Annotated in this window: 2 protein-coding genes; both read right to left on the bottom strand. The window is 67.8% G+C overall.

The window, feature by feature from the left end; genetic code table 11:
* A partial coding sequence (locus WA944_RS23360; RefSeq protein WP_526609578.1) for an alpha/beta hydrolase occupies positions 1-1,087 on the bottom strand: 1,087 nt, incomplete at its 3' end.
* Between the two features lie 7 nt (positions 1,088-1,094).
* Positions 1,095-1,558 (bottom strand): class I adenylate-forming enzyme family protein (locus WA944_RS23355; RefSeq protein ID WP_526647404.1); only part of this gene is annotated, 464 nt, incomplete at its 5' end.

Below are 1,558 nucleotides of genomic sequence, written 5' to 3'. Positions count from 1 at the left end.
CGCGCAGCGCTTCGGCGAACTCCCGGCCCTCGGGGACGGGGATGATCGAGTCGTCCTGGCCGTGCAGGATGAAGAACGGCGGCGCGTCGGCCCGCAACCGATAGCTCGGCGACGCGTCCGCGTAGATCTCCCGGTTGGCCAGGATCGGCTTCTTGACGACGAACTTCTGCAGGAAGCCCAGGAACTCACGGCGGCCACTGCCCTGCGCCGAGATCCAGTCGTAGCGGCCGTAAACCGGCACCGCGGCGACCACCGACGTGTCGGCGTCCTCGAAGCCGGGCTGGAACTGCGGGTCCCCTGGGGTCAGCGCCGCCAGCGCGGACAGATGCCCGCCCGCCGATCCACCCGTGATCGCCACGAAATCCGGATCACCGCCGTACTCGGCGATGTGCTCCTTGATCCACGCCAGTGCCCGCTTGACGTCCACCATGTGATCCGGCCAGGTGTTGCGCGGACTGACCCGGTAGTCGATCGACACACAGATCCAGCCGTGGTCGGCGAGATGACTCAGCAGCGGGTAGGCCTGCGGTTTACGCATGCCGATCGACCAGGCGCCGCCCGGAACCTGCAGCAGCACAGGCGCTTTGCCGTCACGGGGCAGATCGGACCGGCGCCAGATGTCGGCCTGGTTGACCGCGCCGTGCGGACCGTACTGGATGGTGCCGGCCTTCTCGACGTAACGGCGCCTGACCAGCTCGTTGGGCCATACCCCGACGACGCGGCGCCGGTCGGGCTTCGCCTTCTCGGCGATCGCCGGGTACTCGTCACCGAGCGCTTCCCGCAGCGGGTCCTCGAAATGGGGCTGAGATTCCACGTTGCGACGGTGAATCAGATACAGCAGGCCCCAGGTGACGGCGGTGAGCAGCAGCGCGACCCGCCCCTGGCCGCTGCGGAAATCGCCGCGCAGGCCGCGTCGCGCCGCGTCGAGCACCGAGCCCGCCAGGTACAGCGGGGACATCTCGGAGGTCGGCCAGCCGAACGCGAACACCGGGATCGTGGAGTACCCCTCGCGGGCCAGCGGGCGCACCCCGTTGGCGGCGTTGGCCAGCTCCAGAAGGGCGCGCAGCAGCGGTCGTCGTTTAGCCATCGCTTGCCTATGCCCGCCCAGCCCGGTCCTGTAACTCCTTACGGGAGATCTTGCCGGTGATGCTGCGTGGCAGCTCGTCGAGAACGGTGATGGCGCGCGGCACCTTGTAGTTCGCCAAATTGTCGCGGACGTGCTGTTTGAGCACCTCCGGTGTCGCCGACGCGGCGGGCCTCAGCACCACAAACGCTTCCAGTCGTTGGCCGTACTTCTCATCGTCGACACCGAGCACGTGGGCCTCGGCCACGTCGGGATGCGCGGCCAACGTCTTCTCCACCTCGATCGGGTAGACGTTCTCACCACCGGAGACGATCATCTCGTCGTCGCGGCCCACCACGAACAGCCGTCCGGCGTCGTCGAGATAGCCGACGTCACCCGAGGACATGAAACCCTCGTGGAAATCCTTGGTGGTGCCGGAGGTGTAGCCGTCGAACTGGGTGGAGTTGCGGACGTAGATGCCGCCGACCTCCCCGG

It is taken from the genome of Mycobacterium sp. (assembly GCF_049683355.1).
Classification (GTDB): Bacteria; Actinomycetota; Actinomycetes; order Mycobacteriales; family Mycobacteriaceae; genus Mycobacterium.
This window is presented reverse-complemented; position numbering and strand designations above follow the sequence as displayed.